This is a genomic window from Nonomuraea sp. CA-143628, from assembly GCF_050942315.1.
Lineage (GTDB): Bacteria > Actinomycetota > Actinomycetes > Streptosporangiales > Streptosporangiaceae > Nonomuraea.
Window position 1 is genome coordinate 3919769 of sequence record NZ_CP192072.1, and the last position, 19551, is coordinate 3939319.

Consider the following 19551-nt stretch of genomic DNA (forward strand, 5'->3'; position numbering starts at 1 on the left):
GAAGGAGTGCCGATGCACGCTGTTTCCGCCACCGCCCGCTGGACGGCCGCCGCCAGGGCGAAGGAGTCGCGACGCGAAGACGCGATCTTCACCGACCACCTGGCCGAGGAACTCGCCGGAGAGGAGGGCGCGACCCTCTTCGCCCGCTACGACAACCCGGGCGTCGGCGAGTTCATCGCCATCCGGACCCGCTATCTGGACGACGTGATCTCCGTACGCTCCGGCTGCGCGCCTGGGCCGAGCAGCCGAACCGGTGAGGCGGATCACCTCGGACAGGTCGTGCTGCTGGCGGCCGGCCTGGACACGCGCTCCGTACGGCTGCCGTGGCCTCCGGAGACCGTGCTGTACGAGATCGACCAGGCCGACCTGCTGGAGGAGAAGGACAAACGGCTCGCCGAACTCGGCGCCCAGCACCGCTGCGTTCGGCGGGTCGTCGGCGCCGACCTGATCGGCGCCTGGCCGCAGGCGCTCAGGGAGGCCGGCTGGGATCCGGCGGCGCCGACTCTGTGGGTGGTCGAAGGGCTGCTGTTCTACATGCCGGAGTCCGACGCTCGCCGGCTGGTGGAGCGGGTCGCGGAGATCACGGCTCCGGGCAGCGTGCTCGCCGGGGATCTGCTCAGCCACCAGTCGATGATCAGCGAGTTCTCGGCGGAAGGGCTGCGCAGGCTGACGGAGGACGGCTGCCCGTGGCTGTTCGGCACGGACGAGCCGGAGGAGTTCCTGTCGGGGTGCGGCTGGCGGGTCACGGAGCTGAAGACCCCTGGGGAGGAAGGCGCCTCGTACGGCCGGTGGCCGTGGGATCCGCCGCTGCCCCGGGACGTCATGGGCTTCCCTCGGAACTTCCTGTTCATCGCGGACCACTGACGTACGCGCTCATCGCGGACCACTGGGGCACGCGCTCATCACTGACGTACGTTGCTCGTCGCGGACCACTGGGGCACGCGCTCATCGCGGACCATGACGAACGTTGGTTGTCGCGGACCGCTGACCAGCAGGGTCGCGCGATGATCGTGGGGTGATCGCGCGATCACGTTCGGTGCCGACCCTTGACACCCGCAGGTAGCCTTGACCCTGTGGCGGTGCCTCTGACCAGCCACGTTGCACCCCTTCCCCCTCAGATCACGGGCCGGTGCGGCTGCCATCACGTTGAGTTCGCAGCGTTCAAAGTGTCTCCTCAGCCGCCCCAACTGATAGGAGACTTGTGTTCAAGGCAATCAGCAGGCGATCGGCGGCGCTGGCCACCCTCATGGCTCTAGGGCTCGCACTGATCACCACCACCACGGCCGCTGCGGGCGTGAACCACGCCGCCATCATCGGAGGTAGGGACGCGACGGAGACCTACTCGTTCATGGCGTCCTTCCGGCTGAGCGAAGTGCCCAACCACCACTGCGGCGGCGCCCTCATCGCCGCCGACTGGGTCGTCACCGCCGCCCACTGCAAGGGCCTCATGAAACCCGGCGAGACGCGCGTACGCATCGGCTCCCTCGACCGGGACAAGGGCGGAGTCGTCGCCCGCGTGAAGCGGATCGTCACCCATCCCGACTGGAGCGGCCGCGACTCGGACGGGGAGCGCAAGGGCGACCTGGAGCTGATCCAGCTGGACCGGCGAGTGAACCTCGCGCCCATCCGCATCGCCGACAGCCCCGGCCGAGTGGGCGACCCGAGCCGGGTCATCGGCTGGGGCATGACCTGCGAGAGCATGGCGAGATGCGAGAACGGTTCCGAGAAGCTGCAGGAACTCGACACCGTACGCGTACCCGACAAACGTTGCGTCGACCTCAACAGCGGCACCGAGCTGTGCACCAGTGACCGCGCCGGGCGCGCGGCCAGCGCCTGCCACGGCGACTCCGGCGGCCCGCAGATCCGCATGATCGCCGGCCGATGGGAGCTGATCGGAGCCACGTCACGCGACGGTGACGACGTCGACGAGCGGATGGGCGGCGGCGCCGGCTGCTCCACCAACCCCGACGGCGGGCCGGGGGTCGGCGTCTGGACGGACGTGACCCACTACCGCTCCTGGATCACTCGCACCATAGAGGCGTGACCCGCTAGGACGGTGATCCCCCCTTTATGGGGGTGATCCCCCTCTTTGGGGGGCGGTCTCCCCCGAGCGGGGGAGTCTGGACGGCTCTCGTGGCTGGCACAGTCGTGGCCCATGCGGATGATGGGTTACGCGGCCATGGGCTGGACCGGGCTTTACGTGGTGTCGAAGGTGTTCTTCGCCTTGGAGGGGCGGCTGGGGGTCACAGGTGGCCCGCACGTCGCCCCCGAGAGCTACCAGGGCTACGGGCCAGGCGAGGTGGGGTCGGCTCAGTGGGCCAACGCCGGGAGCGGGCTGCTGATCATCGTGTTCCTGCTGGCCGCCCAGGTGCGTTTCGACAGTCGCTGGCGGCGCGTCGTCCTGCTACTACTGCTGTGGCTGTGCACCGCCATGGCGGCGGTGGGGGCGGTCGGCATGCTGGGCGGCGCGCTGCTCACCGATCGCGGCGGCGCGGTGTTCGGCGGTTATTGCGCGGTCTGGGCCGTGCTTCTCTTCCTGGCCACACGTGATCTCCAGCGTCGCCCTCTCCGGGTGGCGGCATGAAGCGTGGGGCAGCCCGTCCGGGACCGGGGGTGCTGTCGGCGGCCGGTTTCGTGTTGGGCATGACCGTCCAGGCGGAGGTGACTGACGCCGGCTCATCCACCAGCGCCCCGCAGTACGCGCCGCCCCACTCTCGACGACGACACGGGCCGCGGTCTGGGGATGGTGGACGTGCCGGCCGACGCATGGGGCCCGAAGACGACGAGAACAACGCGTCGGTATGGTTCCGACTGGGCGGACGAGACTGACCGGGTGATGACAGAATGTAACCATGCGGCCACGACGAGCGAGATATTTTAATACCACTGGTCCGTGCGACCCGCGGCTCCACTACATGCTGCCCCCCACGCCGCGGCTCCCGCAGGCGCGCGAGCTCATCGAGATGGACCGCTACTTCGTGCTGCATGCGCCCCGGCAGACCGGGAAGACGACCGTGCTGCATGCCCTGGCGTCCGAGCTGACCGCCAAGGGCGATATCGCCGCGCTGACGTTCTCCTGCGAGACCGCCACTGTAACCGGTGACGACTACGCCGCTGCGGAGGCGCTTCTGCTGGATTCCCTCCGCCGGGCCGCCGAGTGCTCGGGATGGCCGGACGAGTTGCTGCCGCCCGATCCCTGGCCGCAGGCCCCGGCGGGCAGAAGGTTCGGCGCGGCGCTGAGCGAGTGGTGCCGCCGCTGCCCGCGCCCAGTGGTGTTGCTCCTCGACGAGATCGACGCTCTGCAGGGCAACAGCATGGTCAGCACCCTCTGCCAGCTCCGCGACGGCCACAACGCCCGGCATAAGGGTCGCCCCTTCCCCGCGTCCGTGGTGCTGTGCGGGTTGCGCGACGTGCGTGACTACAAGTTCGCCTCAGGCGGCGATCCCGGCCCGTGGAATCCGGCCAGCCACATCATCGCCGATTCGCTGCGCTTGGGTGACTTCACCGCCGACCAGGTCGCCGAACTGTACGACCAGCACACGCAGGCGATCGGCCAGGAGTTCACCAAGGACGCGATGGACCGGGTCTTCGAGCTGACCCAAGGACAGCCGTGGCTGGTCAACGCCCTCGCCAACGAGATCATCCTCCGGATGAAGGTGAGCGGCGCCATCACCACCGCACAGGTAGACGAGGCCCAGGAGCGACTGATCCAAGCGCGTGCCACCCATCTGGACTCCCTCATGGCGCGGCTGCACGAACCACGGGTGGAACGGGTGCTGGAGCCCGTGGTCGCCGGGACCTTCCCCAAGATCGGCCCCACCTTCTCCGACGACCTGTCCTACGTCTACGATCTGGGCCTGGTCAAGCAGAAACCCCCGCTGAAGGTGGCGAACCCGATCTACCGGGAGGTCATCCTGCGGGTCCTGGGCGCTCGCACGGAGCGGTTCGTGATGGCCGATCCACACAGCTTCGTGCTGCCCGACGGCCGATTCGACCTGCCGCGGCTGCTGGAGGAGTTCGTCGTGTTCTGGCGCGAGCACGGCGAGGTCCTCATCCAGCAGGAGGGCTATCACGAAGCCGCCTGCCAGATCATCCTCATGGCCTTCCTGCACCGCCTGGTCAACGGCGGAGGCCAACTCGACCGGGAGTACGCCGCGGGCACCAAACGCCTGGACGTACTGGTCCGCTGGTCCTACACCAGCCCCGACGGCGAACGGCTGACGCAACGGGAGGCCATGGAGCTGAAGGTCTGGCGAGTCGGCGAAAACGACCCGAAACCCGACGGCCTCGCACAACTCGACCGCTACCTGGACCGCCTCACCCTGACCACCGGCGTGCTCGTGATCTTCGACCGGCGCCCCGAAGCCCCACCGTGGAAGGAACGAGGCGGATTCGAGCAGGCGACCACACCGTCCGGCCGCCAGGTCACCCTTCTGCGTGTGTGACGGGTGTCCAGCCTTCCCGAGAGCCAGTCCCGCCGTTCGAATGGTCAAACGCTGAGCACGGTGCGGGCGCGGTCCAAGAAGTTGCGAGCTGGCGGCTCCGTCCTGTGTGGAGCCAGCTGTTCAACGAAGTCGCGGATGTGGTCGGTACTGCGCGTGGAGCTGATGTGCTCCGTCAAGCTCATGGCCTGACCGGCGGAGTCGCAGGCCCGGTCGAGGTCTTTCTGCTGCAGTTGGGCTGTGGCCATCCGGGTGAGGTAGAGAGAGTGGTCGCGTACGTAGCCTGGGCCGTATCCGGCGGCAGCTTCGGAGAATTTCTGCTGTGCTCTGGCAGGGTCGCCCAGGTCGAGCATGCACGAGCCCGTCAGCATGTCCACTTCGGCGCGATCGACCCAGTATGCCCAAGGTGGGTCGTCGTCGCTGGTGCCTTTGTTCAGGCAGTCAACGGCCTGGTTCAGCGCGTGGTAACAGCGGCGGGCATCGCCCGTCTTGGCCAGCGCTCTGGCTTGGCGGGCGTGCAGCATCGCATCGACGGTCGGGGTGCTGCGCCCGCGTACCGCGGCTTGAGCCGTGCGGACCATGCTGTCGGCCTCGTGGGGGTTGCCCACGGAGTACTGCTGGATGGCGGCGAAGGCGAGGATGTTCGCGCCCAGTAGACGGTCACCGCTGGTGTGGGCGGAGCGCAGGGCGGCGTGGAAGTAGCGTTGCGCGGTGGCGTGCTGGCCGGCGTCGAAGCGCATCCAGCCGGCCATTCGTGCCAAGTCGGCTGCTTGGGCGTTGAGGCGGATGCCTTGGGCCTGGGTGTAGGAGCTCTCGCTCAGCAGGCGCGTGACCAGCGACAGGTGGGCCTCGGCTTCGCCGATCAGGTCGCCGCCGCCCAGGGTGTCATCGGCGCGTTGCAGGTCGGCGATGCGTTCGTCAATGCGGCTGATCATCGCGGTGCTGACGCGGCGGCCGGACCCGGTAGCGGCGTGGACAATCTCGGGTTCGGTGATCAGCCAGTCGTGGAGCAGCGTGGTCAAGGTGACGCCGGACAAGATGACGAACCCGCGACGGTCCATACGTCCGCTCCTCAGCGAATCAGCCAGGACCTCCACCGTACCTCTGGGGGTCCAGGGATAGTACAGCTCGGGAACGTCAGGAGCGGGTAGCCACAGCGGCCACGGAGCCAGCAGGTGCTCCCCTTCGGGGAGATCGAACACCTTGACGAGGAGTTCCTGCGTGACGACGTCGGGGACTTGGCCGTGCTCCCAGCGCGAGACCGTCTTCTTGCTGGTCGCCACATTCACGTGCTCGCGAGCGCCTGCGACTAGCACCTGCTCGGCGAGGTCCGTTTGTGACCAGCCGTGTAGCTGCCGAGCCTGCGTCAGGCGGTGATGTGCGACGTTCACAGCGCCTCCTGAGAGACCTGGCCGGGCCCTGAGCCCATGGTAACGCTCGGTTGATCGATGGTCAGCAGATCGTCAACATGGCGGCGACCTTCAGGGAGTGGCAGGGGACCGGAGGGGGCTTGACGCGGCCGTGCGTCCACGCTCAGCGGTCTTCCGCAGCAGGCTGGTCGGGAGTTTCCTATGGGACGTGAACGCGCCCGATCGAATCGTGGAGGTTGCCCAATGGGCGGGCTGTTTCTGGCCGAGATCGTATTGCCGGGGGTGACGCGTTCGGTGTCGGTGGCTCGCCGGTGTGTGGGGGAGGTGCTGAGGGTCTCCGGGCATGAGGACGTGGACGATGTCCAACTGGTGGTGAGTGAGCTGCTGACGAACGCTGTGTCGCACACCGCATCCGGCGAGCCTGGCGGGTTCGTCACGGTGGAGGTCACCTCCCTGGATGCCGCGACGGCCTACATCGAGGTGATCGACGAAGGGGCGGCGGTGACCGTTCCTGAGGTGCGTAACGCCGACGTCGGCGAGTGTGGCGGGCGGGGGTTGTGGCTGGTAGAGGCGGTCGCGGTCGGTTGGGGCGTGCGCGATGGGGGTTACCGACGGCAGGTGGTTTGGGTGGAGATGTCCACCAAGAGCGGCACGTCCGCCGGTGCGGCGAGAACGTGAGGGCGCGAAATGAGGTGCACCGGAGTGTCCTGGACAATTGATCAAGCTTGGTTTCCGCCTCACTGCATCAGCCCGCACACGTCCCCCGCACAGTCGCATGCCGAGCGACTGACGTGGAGCGCGCCGCGTGACCACGGCCGAGACGTGCGTGTCGTCGCGTGGACCTGCGAGTGCGGCAGCCCCTTCTACGAACTGTGCCAGGCGGGCGGCCAGCGATTTATCAGACGCACCCGAAACGAGCCGAACATGCGGATCGTCGACGAAAGCCACCGATGGAATGCCCGGCAGGCGAACGCGCGGTGGAACGCCTTACTCCTCGGCCTTCTCCTCTGAGGAGACGAGTTCCTCTGAGGAGGCGAGGCGGCCGGTTCGCTTGCGACGCGCGTCCCGATTAGCACGTGCGAGACTGGTACGTATGACGACCGGCGTGGATGGTGCGCGGACGCCGCGGAAGTACAAGGGTTCCGGTCGGCTGCCGACGATGCAGGACATCGCTGACCATGTGGGTGTGTCGCGTCAGCTGGTCTCGCTGGTGATGCGGGATGTTCCCGGGCCGAGTGCGGAGTCGAGGGAGCGGATCCTCGCGGCGGCGAGCGAGCTCGGGTATCGGCCGAATGCCTCGGCGCGGCTGCTGCGCCAGAATCGTACGCGCCTGATCGGAGCGGTGTTCGAGATCCGCCATCCGTTTCAGGTGCGCTTCGTGGAGCGGTTGTTCGTGCGGGCGGCCGAGGAGGGCTTCGGGTTGGCGCTGGGCCCGAGGACGGTTGAGCGGTCGACGGATGTCGTCGTCGCTGAGCTGATGGAGCAACGGGTGGAGGCGCTAGTCGCGTTCAATCCGGATCCGGGGTCGAGCGCCCTGGCGGAGGCTTGCGATCTCGTGCCTGTGGTGTGGCTCGGGGAATGGGTGCGGAAGCCGGACGTCGACAACGTTCACGTGGACGAGGTGGAGGGTCTTCGTCTCGCGATCGGGCACCTCGTGGAGCTCGGGCATCGTGACATCGTCTATGTCGGTGGGCTCGGAGGGAATGTAGGCCGGGATCGTGCCGACGCCTACCGCGGTGCGATGGCCGCGTTCGGGCTGGAGGATCGGATCGAGGTGTTCTCCAGCGGCTTCTCCGAGGAGAACGGCGCGAGCGCGGCGCGCGAGATCCTGGGGCGCGACCGGCGGCCGACCGCTCTGGTGTGCTGTGGCGACCAGTGCGCGGTGGGTGTGCTGGCGGTGTTCGCGCAGGCGAATGTGCCGGTGCCTGGCGAGATCTCCGTGGTCGGGTTCGACGACAGCTACCTGGCGTCGCTGTCGTACCACCGGCTGACGTCGGTTCGGCAGGATGTTGAGGCCACCGTCGAGGCGACCTTGGCGTCGGTGATGGAGCGGCTCGAGTGCGGTGACAAGCCGCGCCGGGTGAGCGCGACGCGGACGGAGCTTGTAATTCGCGAGTCGACCGGGCCTGTTCGGGTTAGGTCGTGACGCCCCTCCGGATCGGGTTAGGTCGTGACGCTCGTGCGGACCGGGGCGTGATGTGCGGGTGGACCGGCGTCCGGACCAGGTCGTGACGTACGACCACGATCGGGTCGTGACGTGCGGGTAGCACGTCACGACCTGGCCGCGTTGATGGGCTGGGGTCAGCGGACGCCGCGGATGGGGATGATGAGCGCGGCGCCGATGGCGGTGATGATGCCCGCGCCCCAGAGCAACGCCGGGTAGTTGTCGCCACCCCCGATACCCAGCAGCATGAGCCCGAGCGCGGGGGCGAGGGACTGGGGCAGGGAGTTGGCGATGTTCATGACGCCGAGGTCCTTGCCCGGCTTTTCGGGATCCGGCAGGACATCGATGACCAGAGCCGTGTCGACGGCCGCGTAGATGCCGAAGGCGAGTCCCATGATGACCTCGGCCACGTAGAACACGCTCACGCTGTCGGCGAAGGCGAGGATGACCAGCCCGACGCCGAACACGAGTGAGGAGCCGGCCACGAAGATCTTCCGGCGACGGAGCTTGTCGGACAGCCAGCCGGCGATGGTGGTGCCGATGAACAAGGTGATCGTGTACAAGAGCACGCCGTTGGCGACCACCGCGACCGCGTCGGTCGCGCTGAGGTTCAGGTGGCCCTGCATGTAGAGCAGCCGATAGGTGGTGAACATGAAGGCCCCGAAGATCATGCAGAACCGCGACCACCAGGCCAGGCCGTAGTCGGGGTACTTGATGGGGTTCGTCCAGAAGGTGCCGATGATCCGGACGAGGGAGATCGGGCGGGGTGGCGTGTCCGGGAGACGATCGGGGGTGACGAGGACGTAGACGACGATGCAGGCGACGCCGATGACGCCGGGCAAGATGAACAGCATGGGCAGGTTCTTCACGAGCAGGATGGCGCCGTAGCTGCCGACGAGGCCCGACAGGTTCTGCGCGAGAGCCAGGACGCTGGACGCGCGGCCGCGCTGTGCTTCGGGGACGTTGTCGGCGAAGCTCGCGACCAGCGACGCGGACGCCGCGTTCGACGCGAGCTGGCAGACCAGCCAGGCGATGGTCAGCGTGAGTACGTTCGTGCTCACCGAGACCCAAGCGAGGCCGGCCAGCAGCGCCACGATGCCGCCGAGGAGCCAGGGCCGGCGACGCCCCCACCTCGTCTTCGTCGCATCGCTCAGTGCTCCGAAGAGCGGGTTCCCGATCAGGGCGCCGAGCGCGCCGATGGGCAGCACGGTGCCGATGATGGCCGCGGGGTTGCCCGGGTTCAGCTCCTGCGCCTTGAGCTGCATGCTGACGAATACCGGCGACAGGATCGCCACGAAGATTCCGAACTGCGCTATCCCGAGGGCAGCGAGGTACCAGTTGCGGACTGGCTGGATGGGGAGGGGGGGTGTGTGCGAGCGCGCCGGCAGTTCTGTCGACATCGACGCCTCCTTTAGTTCGAATCCGAACGCCAGAAACTCGGTCAACACAATTTGGCTCGTGCTAACCTGCGCGTAACTTTAGCTCGTGCTAAGTCAGTTTTCTAGAACGTCGATGACATGGAGTGAACATGCTGCCTTCTCATCTCCCCGACCCCGACCTCTACCTGTCAGGCACGGGGGAGCCGTCGCTCCGGTGGGGCATCGTCGGACCGGGATGGATCGCGGGTGAGTTCGCCAAGGCGTTGCGCGCCCACACCGCGCAGCGCGTCGTGGCGGTCTCGTCCCGCTCGGCCGATCGGGCGGCTTCGTTCGCCGCCGAACACGGCATCGAGCTCGCGCTCGACTCCACGGAGCAGCTGGTGACGCATCCGGAGGTGGATGTCGTCTACATCGCGACGCCGCAGAGCGAGCACCTTTCGATCGGGCTGGCGGCCATCGCCGCGGGCAAGCACGTACTGATCGAGAAGCCGATCACGGTGAGCGCGGCCGAGGCGCGGACGCTGGCCGACGCGGCACGCGCCGCGGGGGTGCTGGCGATGGAGGCGATGTGGAGCCGCTACCTGCCCCAGACGTCGGTCATCCGCAAGCTGCTCGCCGACGGCGTGCTCGGGGAGGTTCGTGTCGTACTCGCCGATCACGGGCAGGCGATCACCGCGGATCCGCAGCATCGCCTTTACCGGCCCGAGCTCGGCGGCGGCGCGCTGCTGGATCTGGGCATCTATCCGGTGCAGCTCTCCTCGATGGTGCTCGGCGACCCGACCCGGGTCGTCGCTGTGGGCGGCATGACGAAGACGGGCGTGGACGCCTACTCGACGCTCGTGCTCACCCATGAGGGCGACGCGCAGTCCACCCTGTACTCCTCGATCCTCGCGAGAACCTCGATGACCGCCGTGATCGCCGGATCGGCCGCGACGATCAGCATCGACGGCGGCTTCTACACCCCCACGTCCTTCACGCTCGCGGACACCAACCCGTTCGCCCCCGTGCTCACCTGGAGCGACCCGACGGACCTGAAGCTCTTCGCCGGGCTCTCGTGGGAGGCCACGGCGCTGGCCCGGTTCGTCGGCGAAGGCCGTACCGAATCGCCCGTGCACACGCTGGACGAGACCGTCTCGATCCTCGACACCATCGACCAGGCACGAGCCCAGCTCGCCGCCTCCTGACTCGAAGGAGAGTCGTCATGACCGATCTCGTCACCACGCTGGAACGTCAGGAGCAGGAGCTGGTCTTCGACGCGTTCGACCACGCGGACGCCTGGCGCCTGGGCACCCGGATCACCGCGATCGCGCAGGAAGCCGGCCACAAGGTGGGTATCGACATCCGTCGGCCCGGCCTGATCCTCTTCCGCGCCGCCCTGCCGGGGATCACCCCCGACCAGGACACCTGGATCGCCCGCAAGGCCGCCGTCGTCCTGCGCATGGAGGCCAGCAGCGCGCTGGTGGACGCCCGCCTGTCCGCCATGGGGGTGAATCCGGTCGCGGCCGGATGGCTGGGCGCCGAGTACGCGGTGACCGGCGGATCCTTCCCCATCCGGGTACGAGGAGCCGGGGTCGTCGCGGCGGCGACCGCCTCCGGGCTGTCCTCGCAGGAGGACCATGACCTCATTGTCGAAGGCATTCGCGCCTACCTGGCCGAAGGAGACGTTAAGTGAGTGACCAGCAAGGGAGCGGCCAGCGGAAGGTGCCGCAACGGCGGTTGCGGTCCGGGCAGTGCGCCCGGATCCGCGTCTGGGAGCGCCGCACCGGAGCCGTGCGTACGGTGTCCGAGTCGCGCGATCGGCTCTACGAGGCGCCGAACTGGACGCCCGACGGCAGGCTGCTGATCAACGGCGACGGGAAGCTCTGGCTCCTGCCCGCCGACGGTTCCGAGCCGCCCCGGGAGGTCCCCGCGGAAGGGCTGCCGGACGTCAACAACGACCACGTCCTCGCCCCCGACGGGGAGACCGTGTTCGCCTCGGCGAACGACTGGCACATCTGGCAGGTCCCCCTCGCCGGAGGCACGGCGCGTCGCGTCACCGCCGATGACGGCGGGATGCACTTCCTGCACGGCGTCAGCCCCGACGGGCAACGGCTCGGCTACGTCCGTTTGACCCCGGAAGGGGACAACTGGTGGGCGTCGGCGACCATCCACACCGTCGGCGTCGACGGGCGGGGAGATGTCGCCGTCACGACCGACCCGGGCCCGGCGGATGGATGCGAGTGGACGCCGGACGGGGAGTGGATCGTGTTCAACACCGAGCAGTTCTCCACCACGCCCGGGCACGCCCAACTCGCCCGCGTACGGCCGGACGGGACCGAGTTGGCCCAGCTGACCTTCGACGAGCGCGTGAACTGGTTCCCGCATGTCGCTCCGACCGGCGACGTCGCGGTCTACCTCAGCTACCCGCCGGGCACCACCGGGCACCCCGCCGACCTGCCGGTCGAGCTGCGGCTGGTGTCGGTCGACGCCTGGCAGGAGCCGACCACGCTGGTCGCGCTCGACGGCGGGCAGGGCACGATCAACGTGCCCAGCTGGGCGCCGGACGGATCGGCGTTCGCGTTCGTGGACTACCCCAACGACCTGGAGGACGAGTGAGCGACAAGACCCTGGAACGCCGCACCGCGATCAACCCGCTGCCGTGGATCCTCGGCGAGGGCGGCTACCGGCTCGACCGGGCCGTCCTGAAGGAGGCGATGACCGCGCTGTCGGAGGTGGGGTTCACGCATCTGACGATCGAGCTGCCGCCGGAGATGACCCCGAAGGAGTACGGCGCGCTGCTGGCGGAGCATTCGATGGCGGCCGCGCCCGGGTACTTCTCCGCGCCGTTCCATGACCGGGATCGCCACGGCGAGGCCGTCGAGGCGATCAAGCGGCACGCGCGGGCGCACCTGGAGCTCGGCGTGGACACTGCCTTCATCGCCACCGACCTGCTGATGGACCGCATCGCGCACCCGGCCGTCGGCACCGGACACGACGCGGACCGGACGCTCGTGGTGGCCGACGGGCTCGCGGCGGCTGCCGAAGCGGCCGCCGCCGAAGGAGTGCGGTACGGGCTGCACCCCCACGTCGGCTCCGCCGTGGAGGTCGAGCCGGAGGTACGCGCTGTACTGGACGCCACCGCGGGCAGCGCACTGTGGTTCGGCCCCGACACCGGCCACCTGCGCTGGGCCGGCGCCGTGCCGGAGAAGGTCATCGCCGACTACGCCGACCGGGTGCTCAACGTCCATCTGAAGGACGTCGACGCCGCGGCCGCGGACGCCGCACGGGAACGTGACGAGGACTACATGACGGCCACGGGCGGCTCGAAGGTCTGGATCGAGCCGGGACGCGGGGCGATCGACTTCGACGCCGTCCTCGCCGCTCTCCCAGAGGGGTTCGACGGCTGGTTCGTCATCGAGGTGGACGTGCCCAACCTGCCTACCGCGACGGAGAGCAGCGCCGCGTCGTTGGAGTTCCTGCGGCAGCACCCGTACTTCACCACGCCGGCCGGAGGCGACGCCTGACCGCCGCGGGTGGCGATCACCGGACGGGGATGATCGCCACCCGCACATGTCGTGGGCGACCGCTACTGGACCCGCTCGAAGGGCGCCGGTGCCTTGCCGGTCCAGCGGTGGAGCTGGGCGACGCCGGTCTGCTTGGTCACCCCGTCCTCCACGACCGTGCCCTGCTGGGCGACGTAGTAGCGGCCGTCGTCCAGCGAGGCCAGGCCGTACTGGCCGCCGAATTCCCAGCCCCAGATGCCGCTCGCCTGGTCATGGAGACCCCGCTCGACCAGAGAGAGCGTCTTGCCGCGCTCGGGCTGCGGCTGGCCTTCGATGGGCTTGACCACGGCGGGCTTGGCGCCGTCGATCATGAAGAAGGAGTAGTTCGGGAACTGCGGCTTGATGCCCTTGTAGGCCGCCATGAACCAGTTGCCGGTGTGGCCGTCGTACTCCAGGTTCTGCACGCCGTAGGTGGTGTTGCCGGTGCGGACGAAGTACTTGCCGTCCGAGCGGGATGGTCCCGAGGTGTGCGGGTCGGTCTGGGTGAGCGGGCGTTCGTACTGGCGCCACTGCTTGATGTCGTACTGCAGGATGACCTGGTAGTCGTTGTCCTGGCGGTCGGCGTTGGCATAGATGCCGTACGCGACGGTCAGCTTGTCGCCGCCGCCCCGCTTGCCGAACGCGGGGCCGAAGGCGACGCCGTCGATGCCGCTGCAGCCGTAGCGGTGGTCCGCGGTCTTGGCGGTGTCGCCGTCGAAGACGCCGTCGCCGTTCATGTCGGCGCTGTAGTCGTCCACCACGTCCTTGAGGTAGACGGCCGTGACCACGTCGGAGGTCTCGGCGTTCATGTCGAGGCTGGTGATGCGGTCCACGTCGAAGATGGCGATGTAGAAGGACTTGGCGGCCTTGTACTCCAGGGAGCCGTACACGCGGCCGTCACGGCTGTTGAAGTCGAGGTCGCCCAGGTGACCGGTGAAGCCGGTGACGGAGCCGACCGGCTTGCCGGAGAGGTCGGTCTTGACCAGGAGGTTGGTGAAGGAGAAGTACATGAACCCCTTCTTCTGGTCGATCGCGATCCCCTGGACGTGGCCCGACGGCCAGGCTCCGCCGTTCACCTCCGCCGGTAGTCGTGAGGGCCGGTCGGCCGCGTGGGCTGGGAGGGCGAACAGGACCGACGTCGTCAGCGCCGCGAACAGGATGTGAGCGACCCGCATGCGTTACCTTTCCGGAGGATTGGTGATGATCGACACCATAAAGGGACGCGGCGTGACTTTACAGACCGTTGTTTGACTTTTCGCTAACGCGCAGTTGAATAGCGGAAGGTCAGGAGCACTTCACTTCGCGCGGTGGCAGCTCTCGAGTGATGACGTACCGGCTGACATGATCGATGACGCACGGGTTGGCCATCGCCGCGAAGAGGTTGTGCCCGGGACCGTCGAAGGTGATCATCCGGCTGCCGGGAACCTGGTCCACGACGCGTTTTGTCGCCGCGAAGTCCAGCCAGGTGCCCGCGCCCAGGATCGGCGGCAGCTTCTTGGGCAGTGACTTCGGCGGGTTGGCGACGGGGGCCGGCCAGCCGGCGCAGGTGACCGGCGCGTGCCATGCGAGCGGGAACGCCGCGCCGGTGTTGGGGGCGATCTCGCGCAAGCGCTTGACCGTGCTCGCCACCTGCGCCTGCGTGGTCGGCCTCGGGAAGTCGAGGCATTCCTTGACGCCGCCGCCCTGCAATCCGGGGTACGGATAACGGCTCGAAGTGGCGAACCCGGAGGCGTCACCGCCCTCGGCGGCCTTGATGGCCGCCGCGACCTCGTCCCACTGGTCGAGACCCCTCTTGACCTTCTGGAACATGAGCGCCTGCAACTGCGTCCCGTCATAGCGGGCGTTCACCTGGGGAGCCGGGATCGGCTCTTCGTCCGCCTTGGCGACCAGGGCCTGCCAGCGGCGCTCCATGCCAGGTTCCGCCCAGTCCAGGAACCGCTTCATGAAGTGTTCCTGGTCGCGGGCGATGGCGCCGAGTTCCCGGGCCCAGTCGCGGGCGCTGTGGTTGCCGGTGCCGTCGATGTACATTGTGCGTACCCTGCTCGGGAACAGCCTGGCGTACGCCTGCGCGATCGTGCCTCCGTAGGAGGTGCCGATGAAGTTCATCCGCTTCTCACCGAGTGCCACCCGTACGGCCTCGGCGTCGCGGGCGTCGCTCGCGGAGTCCATGTGGTCGAACAATGAGGGATCGGTGTCACGGCACTTGGCGCCCCTGGCGCGGTTCTCGGCGGTGAGGCGCTCGAAACCGGCCTGGTCGGTGGGGAACGGCGGGGTACGCAGCACGCCCCAGTCGCACTGCAGCACCGGGCTGCTGAGCCCGGGATAGCCGCGCGGGTCCCACGTGACGATGTCCATCGAGGCGCGGAGCTTGGCGAAGATCTCCGGGCGGGAACGCATGAGCGCGATCTGGTCGCCCTGCGGACCGCCGAAGTTGACCAGAACCGACCCCTTCTTGGCAGCGGTGCCGGTGGCGGGCAGGCGGCCCACTTTCAGGATGATCTTCCTGTCGCTCCGCGGCGACACGGCGACGGGAAGGTCCGCGCAGACCATCTCGGAGGTTCCCGCTCCTGGACACGGCTGCCACTGGAGGGTCTGCGGCGGCGCCTGGGCCGGAAGGGACGGAGCCATGACGGCCAGCGCTAGGAGGGTTTGGATCATGTCTCCACGCTAGGGTCGCCGCCCTCGTACGGGCTGTCGGCGAAAGTTGTCGCTTGTGTAGGCGAAGGTCGTCGGAGTTGAGGGATCAGTAGAGTGACGCGCATGTCCAGGTTCGCTGTCGTCGCCCTGGTGGTGATCGCCGATACGGTGCTGTTGTGGCTGGACGGGACGGTCGGCTGGGAGCTCGCCGGGTACGCTGTGCTGACGGCGCTCGTCATGACGCTGGGCGCCCGGCTGCCGTTCGTGGCGTTCGTGGTCGCCGTGCCGATGGCGGTGGTGTCCGGCGCGTCGCTGGTCCTTCTGGCCTGTACGAGCTACCGGGCCGGACGCCGCATGCGGTCACGCGTGGAGGAGGCCCTGACGATCGGGGCGACCGTCGCCTACGTGGGTCTGCTGCTCATGATCGCGCACCGCGCCATGATGCCGCCAGAGCCGTGGCTCGTCCTGGCGCGGGCCGTGGTGCTGGTGGTCCTTCCCGTGCTGGCCGGCCGCTACCTGACCCGGCAGGAGGAGTACCAGCGCCGTGAGCGGGAGCTCGTCGCCGAACAGGAGCGCCTGCGCGAGCGGCTGCGCATCGCGCGGGACATGCACGACTCTCTGGGGCAGGCGCTCAGCCTGATGTCGGTGCAGGCGGCGGCGCTGGAAGTGGCCGCGCTGCCGGCGCACCAGCGGCAGGGGGTACGCGACCTCGCGCGCGCCGCGCGGGCGGCCATGGACGAGTTGCACATGGCGGTGGGCCGCCTGCGTGGCGACGACTCGCCCGGGCCGGAGGGAGATGATTCGCCCGGACTGGAGGGGATTGAGACGTTGGTCGCGGAGTTCAGGCGGGCCGGTGTCGCCGTGCGGCTCGAACGTTCCGGCCAGGCCGCCCCGCTCGGCGGCCTGGGCGCGGGCCACGCCGCCTACCGGGTCGTCCAGGAGGGCCTGACCAACGCCGCCAAGCACGCCCCTGGCTCGCCGGTCACCGTCTCACTCGACTGGCAGCCCGACGCCCTGCTGCTCGGCGTCGACAGCCCGGCTCGTGGCACCGCGCCGACGATCTCCACGGGTGGCACCGGGCTCACCGGGCTGGCCGAACGCGTCGGCTCGGCGGGCGGGCTGCTGCGTGTCCACGACGAGCCGCACACGTTCCGGCTGGTCGCGATGCTCCCTGTCGTGCTGGAGGCCGTCGCGTGATCAGAGTACTGATCGCCGACGACGAGCCGCTCATCACGACGGGTATCCGGACCGTCCTGGAATCGGCCGGTGACATCGAGGTGGTGGCCGGCGCGCGGAACGGGCGCGAGGCCGTGGAACTCGCTCGCCGCCACCGCGTCGACGTGGCCCTGCTCGACATCACCATGCCGGTGCTGGACGGCCTGGCCGCTGCCGCGCAACTGGACGGACCGCGCGTGGTGATGCTCACCGCCTTCGGCGACGCCGAGAACGTACGGCTGGCGCTTCAGCGGGGCGTTTCCGGATTCCTCCTGAAGAACTGCGCGCCGGATGAGCTGATCCGTGCTGTGCGCGCCGTCCACGCGGGGGAGGCGTACCTGTCTCCGGCGGTGACCAGGCAGGTGATCGACATGGTCTCGCCCGGCACGGACGAACGCAGGCGCGAAGCCGTCCGGCGGCTGGCCGTTCTTTCCGCTCGTGAGTCGGACATCCTCGCCCTGGTGGCCGAGGGGTTGTCCAATGCCGAGGTCGGCAGGCGGGTTCACATGAGTGAGGCGACGGTCAAGACCTACGTGAGCCGCATATTCGCCAAGCTGAAGTGCGCCAACCGCGTACAGGCGGCCTTGCTGGTCCGCGACGCGACGCCGCCGTCATAGCCGAGCCTCGGCCGGCGACGTCATCGCGGCGCGGATGCCGCGCTGGAGCAGGGCGGGCAGGCACAGTACGGTGCCCAGCGCGCCGATCCACACCGCGGCGGCGAGCCCGCCCAGAGCTGTCGCCGCGGCGGCGAGCAGACTGCCCAGCGCGATGGCGCCCCATAGGAGGAATCGCTGCACCGAACCGACCCGGCCCAACAGGGAGGCCGGGGTGAGGACCTGACGCATCGTGAGCGACGTGGGGCTGAAGGCGCCCTCGCCGACGCAGTGCACGATGCTCCCCGCGACCAGCCCGATCGCGCCGGGTGTCCCGCCCAGGGAGCCGAGCGCGGGCATGGCGACGATGCCCAGGACGGACACCGACGCGGCCAGTACGAGTGTGCGCGGCGAGCCCAGACGGCGGATCAGCCGGGTCGACAGGAGGTTCCCGATCGGGTAGCCCGCCGCGGCGGCGCCGATCACCACGCCGATCCAGCTTGGGGACAGGCCGAGGATGTTGCGGCAGTAGAGCACCAGGCTCGTCTCGACCATGGACAGTGCCAGGACGTAGGCCGTGCCGCATGCCAGGACGGGCCGGAGTATCGGGTGCCGGAGCGCGAACCGCAGCCCCTCGGCGATGTCGCGCCGCATCCAGCCGGGCTCCCGTCCGGAGCCTGGGGTGGTGGCCGATCCAGGTGCGGTGCCCGGCGTTGCGGCCTCCAACCCAGTCTCGCGGTGGCGGATCAGCGCCAGCGAGGTGAGTGACGCCGCGAAGCTGACCATGTTGGCGGCGATGGCCCCGACCAGGCCGAGCGCCGTGATGACCGGCCCGGCCGCCATCGGGCCCAGCGCCTTGGCCGCCGACTCCGACAGGGCCAGCCGCGTGTTGCCGCGATGCAGCGCCTCCGCCTCGCCGTACAGGCTGGGCAGGTAGGAGGTGTACGCGACCTGGAAGAACACCACGGCGCACCCGCTCACCAGGATCAGCGCGAACAGCACGGGAAACGTCAGCCCGCCCAGAACGGCCAGCACCCAGATCGCGCCGAACGCCAGCACCTGCACGCCGTCGCAGACCAGCATGACGGTACGGCGGGGCAGCCGGTCCACGATGGCCCCGGCCGGCAGACCGAGCGGGAGGAAGGGGACGAACAGCGCGAACGGCAGCAACGCGGCCTGCGCCGGGGAAGCGCCCAGGACGGTCACGGCCAGCAGCGGCAGCGCCAGCGTCATGAACTGGTCTCCGAACAGCGACAACGACTGCCCGGCCCAGAGCAGGCCGAAGTCACGGTCCGCCGTCCTTCCCAGCGGAGCCGTCCCGGCCCTCATACCGACCGCCAGAACCCGCGCAGCAGCCCCAGCACGGTCTCAGGCTCTTCGACGTGGCCGAAGGAGCCGCTGCGCTCCAGCATCTCGAAGCGCGCCCGCGGGGCGAACCGCTGGAAGTCCAGCTGCGACGCCGGATACAACGCCCGGTCGTACCGTCCGGCCAGCACCATCAGCGGGACGGCGAGCTCCTTGAGCCGCGGCCGGAAGTCCGGAATCGCCGCCACCTGACCACCGATCACGAAATCGACGTCGTCACCGCAGAAGAGTGGATAAAGCTCCTCGTTGCGCGCGCCCGGTTCGGTGGCCAGGAGAGCGGCGTTGGCGGGATCGTAGAACCTGACCAGCGGCGCCGCCGCGGCGAACTCCGCGCGCATGGGCGCGGACGTGGACCGCAGGCCGGAGCGCCGCAGCGTCTGGATGCGTTCCCAGGTCTCCGGGAGCTGGGTGGCCAGTTCGCGGTTGATGTTGGCGTGGTTGAGCTGCCACATCTCCGGGCTGTGCAGGGAATTGGCCAGCGTGAGGGTCGTGACGAGGTGCGGGTGGCCCAGGGCGACGGCCTGGGCGATCAGGCCGCCGTAGGAGAAGCCGTACAGGTGCGCGGGGCCGAGTTCGCCGAGCAGGGCCGTGACGTCGGCCACGTCGCTCGCGAAGGTGATCTCGCCCAGGTCGGCCGGGCGGTCGGAGCGGCCGCGGCCGTGGAGGTCGACGTAGATCACCCGATGGTCGGCGGCCAGCGCGTCGAAGTGCGGGTGGAAGACCACGTGCGAACCGGCCGGGCCGAGCCCGGCCAGCAGGACGACCGGGGGGCCCGCGCCGTCCTGCTCCACCCAGAGGCGGTGGCCGCGGATCTCGTGGTGGCGGCCGTTCGGATGTTGGAACATGCCGCGAATTGTGCCGACCG

The 19551-nt window shown here is 69.0% G+C and carries 18 protein-coding genes; 12 read left to right on the top strand and 6 right to left on the bottom strand.

The window, feature by feature from the left end:
* Window positions 1-12 precede the first annotated feature (12 nt).
* The 4 genes from ACQP2T_RS18180 to ACQP2T_RS18195 all read left to right on the top strand — a co-directional run bounded on the left by ACQP2T_RS18180 (window position 13) and on the right by ACQP2T_RS18195 (window position 4445).
* Window positions 13-864: a class I SAM-dependent methyltransferase gene (locus ACQP2T_RS18180; protein WP_433517301.1), complete on the top strand. Its 852-nt coding sequence runs from the start codon at window positions 13-15 to the stop codon at window positions 862-864.
* Window positions 865-1201: 337 nt separating this feature from the next.
* On the top strand, window positions 1202-2044 hold the full coding sequence (locus ACQP2T_RS18185) for a S1 family peptidase (RefSeq protein ID WP_433517302.1): 843 nt from the start codon (window positions 1202-1204) through the stop codon (window positions 2042-2044).
* 111 nt (window positions 2045-2155) lie between these two features.
* Complete coding sequence (locus ACQP2T_RS18190; RefSeq protein WP_433517303.1) at window positions 2156-2584, top strand: hypothetical protein; 429 nt, start codon at window positions 2156-2158, stop codon at window positions 2582-2584.
* Window positions 2585-2915: 331 nt separating this feature from the next.
* Complete coding sequence (locus ACQP2T_RS18195; RefSeq protein ID WP_433517304.1) at window positions 2916-4445, top strand: ATP-binding protein; 1530 nt, start codon at window positions 2916-2918, stop codon at window positions 4443-4445.
* A 44-nt stretch (window positions 4446-4489) separates the two neighbouring features.
* Here the strand turns inward: ACQP2T_RS18195 and ACQP2T_RS18200 are convergent, their stop codons facing one another.
* Window positions 4490-5833, bottom strand: a complete 1344-nt coding sequence (locus ACQP2T_RS18200) for a helix-turn-helix domain-containing protein (protein ID WP_433517305.1) — start codon at window positions 5831-5833, stop codon at window positions 4490-4492.
* 222 nt (window positions 5834-6055) lie between these two features.
* On the opposite strand from ACQP2T_RS18200, the gene ACQP2T_RS18205 reads away from it, so the two are divergent.
* Both ACQP2T_RS18205 and ACQP2T_RS18210 read left to right on the top strand, forming a co-directional pair.
* Entirely contained in the window at window positions 6056-6490 is a 435-nt protein-coding gene (locus tag ACQP2T_RS18205) for an ATP-binding protein (RefSeq protein ID WP_433517306.1), read from the top strand.
* 415 nt (window positions 6491-6905) lie between these two features.
* On the top strand, window positions 6906-7958 hold the full coding sequence (locus ACQP2T_RS18210) for a LacI family DNA-binding transcriptional regulator (protein ID WP_433517307.1): 1053 nt from the start codon (window positions 6906-6908) through the stop codon (window positions 7956-7958).
* Window positions 7959-8113: 155 nt separating this feature from the next.
* Here the strand turns inward: ACQP2T_RS18210 and ACQP2T_RS18215 are convergent, their stop codons facing one another.
* Window positions 8114-9376 carry an MFS transporter gene (locus ACQP2T_RS18215; protein WP_433517308.1) on the bottom strand — a complete coding sequence of 421 codons (1263 nt, stop codon included), beginning with the start codon at window positions 9374-9376 and terminating at the stop codon, window positions 8114-8116.
* Window positions 9377-9504: 128 nt separating this feature from the next.
* Between ACQP2T_RS18215 and ACQP2T_RS18220 the strand changes: the two genes are divergently transcribed.
* From ACQP2T_RS18220 to ACQP2T_RS18235, 4 genes are read left to right on the top strand one after another with little or no spacing between them, the layout of a single operon-like run.
* Window positions 9505-10539, top strand: a complete 1035-nt coding sequence (locus tag ACQP2T_RS18220; protein ID WP_433517309.1) for a Gfo/Idh/MocA family protein — start codon at window positions 9505-9507, stop codon at window positions 10537-10539.
* Between the two features lie 17 nt (window positions 10540-10556).
* The gene (locus tag ACQP2T_RS18225) at window positions 10557-11027 is read left to right on the top strand and encodes a heme-degrading domain-containing protein (protein ID WP_433517310.1); all 471 of its coding nucleotides are present in this window, start codon (window positions 10557-10559) and stop codon (window positions 11025-11027) included.
* Window positions 11024-11950, top strand: coding sequence for a TolB family protein (locus ACQP2T_RS18230; protein ID WP_433517311.1), 927 nt, complete (start codon window positions 11024-11026; stop codon window positions 11948-11950). Before ACQP2T_RS18225 ends, ACQP2T_RS18230 begins: the two co-directional genes overlap by 4 nt.
* Window positions 11947-12858: a sugar phosphate isomerase/epimerase family protein gene (locus ACQP2T_RS18235; RefSeq protein ID WP_433517312.1), complete on the top strand. Its 912-nt coding sequence runs from the start codon at window positions 11947-11949 to the stop codon at window positions 12856-12858. The genes ACQP2T_RS18230 and ACQP2T_RS18235 overlap by 4 nt, the downstream gene beginning before the upstream one ends.
* A gap of 62 nt (window positions 12859-12920) precedes the next feature.
* Here ACQP2T_RS18235 and ACQP2T_RS18240 read toward each other — a convergent pair whose 3' ends face one another.
* Window positions 12921-14051, bottom strand: coding sequence for a hypothetical protein (locus ACQP2T_RS18240; protein ID WP_433517313.1), 1131 nt, complete (start codon window positions 14049-14051; stop codon window positions 12921-12923).
* Window positions 14052-14160: 109 nt separating this feature from the next.
* Window positions 14161-15534 carry an alpha/beta fold hydrolase gene (locus ACQP2T_RS18245; RefSeq protein WP_433517314.1) on the bottom strand — a complete coding sequence of 458 codons (1374 nt, stop codon included), beginning with the start codon at window positions 15532-15534 and terminating at the stop codon, window positions 14161-14163.
* A 102-nt stretch (window positions 15535-15636) separates the two neighbouring features.
* On the opposite strand from ACQP2T_RS18245, the gene ACQP2T_RS18250 reads away from it, so the two are divergent.
* Both ACQP2T_RS18250 and ACQP2T_RS18255 read left to right on the top strand, forming a co-directional pair.
* Window positions 15637-16710, top strand: a complete 1074-nt coding sequence (locus ACQP2T_RS18250; protein ID WP_433517315.1) for a sensor histidine kinase — start codon at window positions 15637-15639, stop codon at window positions 16708-16710.
* The gene (locus ACQP2T_RS18255) at window positions 16707-17345 is read left to right on the top strand and encodes a response regulator (RefSeq protein WP_433517316.1); all 639 of its coding nucleotides are present in this window, start codon (window positions 16707-16709) and stop codon (window positions 17343-17345) included. The genes ACQP2T_RS18250 and ACQP2T_RS18255 overlap by 4 nt, the downstream gene beginning before the upstream one ends.
* Here the strand turns inward: ACQP2T_RS18255 and ACQP2T_RS18260 are convergent.
* Window positions 17340-18650 carry an MFS transporter gene (locus tag ACQP2T_RS18260; RefSeq protein WP_433517317.1) on the bottom strand — a complete coding sequence of 437 codons (1311 nt, stop codon included), beginning with the start codon at window positions 18648-18650 and terminating at the stop codon, window positions 17340-17342. The two genes, ACQP2T_RS18255 and ACQP2T_RS18260, sit on opposite strands and share 6 nt — an antisense overlap.
* Complete coding sequence (locus ACQP2T_RS18265; RefSeq protein ID WP_433517318.1) at window positions 18647-19531, bottom strand: alpha/beta fold hydrolase; 885 nt, start codon at window positions 19529-19531, stop codon at window positions 18647-18649. The genes ACQP2T_RS18260 and ACQP2T_RS18265 overlap by 4 nt, the downstream gene beginning before the upstream one ends.
* Between the last annotated feature and the right edge of the window lie 20 nt (window positions 19532-19551).

Bases quoted from the DNA above. Each gene is read 5' to 3' on its own strand.
- ACQP2T_RS18215 (WP_433517308.1), bottom strand. From the start codon at position 9,376: ATGTCGACAGAACTGCCGGCGCGCTCGCACACACCCCCCCTCCCCATC.
- ACQP2T_RS18205 (WP_433517306.1), top strand. From the start codon at position 6,056: ATGGGCGGGCTGTTTCTGGCCGAGATCGTATTGCCGGGGGTGACGCGT.
- ACQP2T_RS18245 (WP_433517314.1), bottom strand. From the start codon at position 15,534: ATGATCCAAACCCTCCTAGCGCTGGCCGTCATGGCTCCGTCCCTTCCG.
- ACQP2T_RS18195 (WP_433517304.1), top strand. From the start codon at position 2,916: ATGCTGCCCCCCACGCCGCGGCTCCCGCAGGCGCGCGAGCTCATCGAG.
- ACQP2T_RS18225 (WP_433517310.1), top strand. From the start codon at position 10,557: ATGACCGATCTCGTCACCACGCTGGAACGTCAGGAGCAGGAGCTGGTC.
- ACQP2T_RS18260 (WP_433517317.1), bottom strand. From the start codon at position 18,650: ATGAGGGCCGGGACGGCTCCGCTGGGAAGGACGGCGGACCGTGACTTC.
- ACQP2T_RS18250 (WP_433517315.1), top strand. From the start codon at position 15,637: ATGTCCAGGTTCGCTGTCGTCGCCCTGGTGGTGATCGCCGATACGGTG.
- ACQP2T_RS18220 (WP_433517309.1), top strand. From the start codon at position 9,505: ATGCTGCCTTCTCATCTCCCCGACCCCGACCTCTACCTGTCAGGCACG.
- ACQP2T_RS18180 (WP_433517301.1), top strand. From the start codon at position 13: ATGCACGCTGTTTCCGCCACCGCCCGCTGGACGGCCGCCGCCAGGGCG.
- ACQP2T_RS18240 (WP_433517313.1), bottom strand. From the start codon at position 14,051: ATGCGGGTCGCTCACATCCTGTTCGCGGCGCTGACGACGTCGGTCCTG.
- ACQP2T_RS18265 (WP_433517318.1), bottom strand. From the start codon at position 19,531: ATGTTCCAACATCCGAACGGCCGCCACCACGAGATCCGCGGCCACCGC.
- ACQP2T_RS18210 (WP_433517307.1), top strand. From the start codon at position 6,906: ATGACGACCGGCGTGGATGGTGCGCGGACGCCGCGGAAGTACAAGGGT.
- ACQP2T_RS18190 (WP_433517303.1), top strand. From the start codon at position 2,156: ATGCGGATGATGGGTTACGCGGCCATGGGCTGGACCGGGCTTTACGTG.